This is a genomic window from Vibrio sp. 10N.261.52.A1, from assembly GCF_002876325.1.
Classification (GTDB): domain Bacteria; phylum Pseudomonadota; class Gammaproteobacteria; order Enterobacterales; family Vibrionaceae; genus Vibrio; species Vibrio chagasii.
In genome coordinates this window covers 1-1,994 of sequence record NZ_MCYD01001408.1, presented here as the reverse complement: position 1 = coordinate 1,994, position 1,994 = coordinate 1, and the positions used below count along the sequence as shown (strand labels likewise).

General features: G+C 43.3%; 2 protein-coding genes. One reads left to right on the top strand and one right to left on the bottom strand.

Features of this window, described 5'->3' with window-relative positions:
* Positions 1 to 88: 88 nt before the first annotated feature.
* Positions 89 to 652 carry an SPOR domain-containing protein gene (locus tag BCT81_RS28465; RefSeq protein WP_102426609.1) on the bottom strand — a complete coding sequence of 188 codons (564 nt, stop codon included), beginning with the start codon at positions 650 to 652 and terminating at the stop codon, positions 89 to 91.
* Between the two features lie 216 nt (positions 653 to 868).
* Between BCT81_RS28465 and BCT81_RS28460 the strand changes: the two genes are divergently transcribed.
* On the top strand, positions 869 to 1,994 hold a 1,126-nt coding region (locus tag BCT81_RS28460), incomplete at its 3' end, for an acetate--CoA ligase family protein (RefSeq protein WP_133152769.1).

Here is a 1,994-nt window from a genome sequence, read left to right as displayed (position 1 = left end):
CCGAAAGATCGAGCGATTAACTATTAGACAAAACGGTTCGTCATAAAACAAAAGAAGGAGCATTTGCTCCTTCTTTATGATTCAAAACTTAGTTTAACTTGTTAAGCGTTGGGTATTCAGAGTTCTTGATATCATCAATACTCTTCACGAATGGCTTCAAGTTTTTAAGTGAACTAGGTAGTGTTGAGATCGCCTTTTTTGCTTCTAAACGTGTTGCGTAGTCACCGTAAAGTACTGTGAACCACTTAGTGCCGTTAACCATCTTGTAGTTTTCCCAAACTGGCTGAGAAGTCGTTGGTAGCATTTTCACGAAAGAGTCGACTTTACTTTGGCTGCCAACCGCAACAACTTGAACTGTGTAACCAAAACGCTGGTTCATGTCTTGTTGCTTCTTAGTTGGACCCTTCACTGCCGCAACTGGCTTAGCCTGAGTTGTTTGAGTGACTTTCTGCTCAACAGGTTCTGTTTTGATCACGTTAACGACATTCTCTTCAACAACGCCTGATTGCTGTGATTGAGACACAACTGGAGCTTCAACTTTGGCAGTTTTGTACTCTTCTTGATAACTATCTGAAGTCACATCCGTGATGTAGTTTTCAGATACACATGCAGCCAAGAGCAGTGGCAAAGTCGCAATTGCAATTTTTTTCATGGAAAGCTCTATATCCTTAATAATAATTACTATAAATCATGCCGATACGTCGGTTTAGAATCAAGTTAACTTTGAGATTATACACCATTAGTGGGTGACCTATTTCACAAACTTAATGCAGTGTTTGCTTATTCATCTTAATTCGGTGAATTTGCCATCAACCTGTCATCGAAAATTAAGTTACGATGAACTTACGTGCATTGCTAGGATATGTCTATGAATCATCTTGATCCCCTACTGAAACCCCGTTCGATTGCTGTTGTAGGTGCTTCTCAGCGTGAAAACCGAGCGGGATACATCGTTATGAATAATCTGTTGCACGGGGATTTTAAAGGCGCGGTAATGCCGGTTACGCCTAAATACGATTCTGTGGCGGGTGTACTTTCCTACAAAAACATTTTGTCGTTACCAATCGTTCCTGACCTTGCGATTCTTTGTACCAACGCGACTCGCAATATAGCTATCTTTGAGGAGTTAGCGGAGAAAGGCATTGCGTCTGTCATTGTTCTATCTTCAGACATGCAACAACCGAGTGATAACGGAGAAACGTACGACTCACGATGCCTAGCGATTGCGAAAAAACACAATATAAGAATGCTTGGTTCAAACAGCTTAGGAGTGATCATCCCTTGGCTTAACTTAAATGCATCCTTCTCTCCTGTTACCGCACTGCCCGGCAAGATTGCGTTTGTTTCTCAATCTGCAGCGGTGTGCACCACGATACTTGATTGGGCGAATGATAAAGAGATTGGTTTCTCTGCATTTATCTCAATCGGTAACGGCACGGATATCGAGTTTTCTGAACTGTTGGATTACCTGAGTACCGACTCCCACACGGAAGCGATATTGCTATATGTAGATAGCATTAAAGACGCAAGACGCTTCATTTCGGCTGCCCGTGCAGCTTCACGTAACCGAAGAATACTAGTACTAAAAGGTGGCCGAACTGCCAAAGGTCGAGCAGCAGCAATGGCACATACTGGTGGTGCAGATACGCTCGATATTATTTACGATTCGGCTATTCGTCGTAGTGGTATGTTGCGTGTTAAAAACTTGCATGAACTGTTTGCTGCGGTAGAAACCCTAACTCACTCTGTCCCATTACGTGGAGAGCGACTGGCGATTGTCACGAATGGTGGTGGCCCTGCGATTATGGCTGTTGATACGTTATTCGAACGTGGCGGCAAACTCGCTGAGTTATCGGAAGAGACGCTCGAAAAACTCAATAAGGTGTTACCTTCAAGTTGGTCGCATAGCAATCCTATCGATATTGTTGGTGATGCGGGTGATCAGCGTTATATCGATACGATCAACACACTACTCGATGGTGATGAAGCGGATG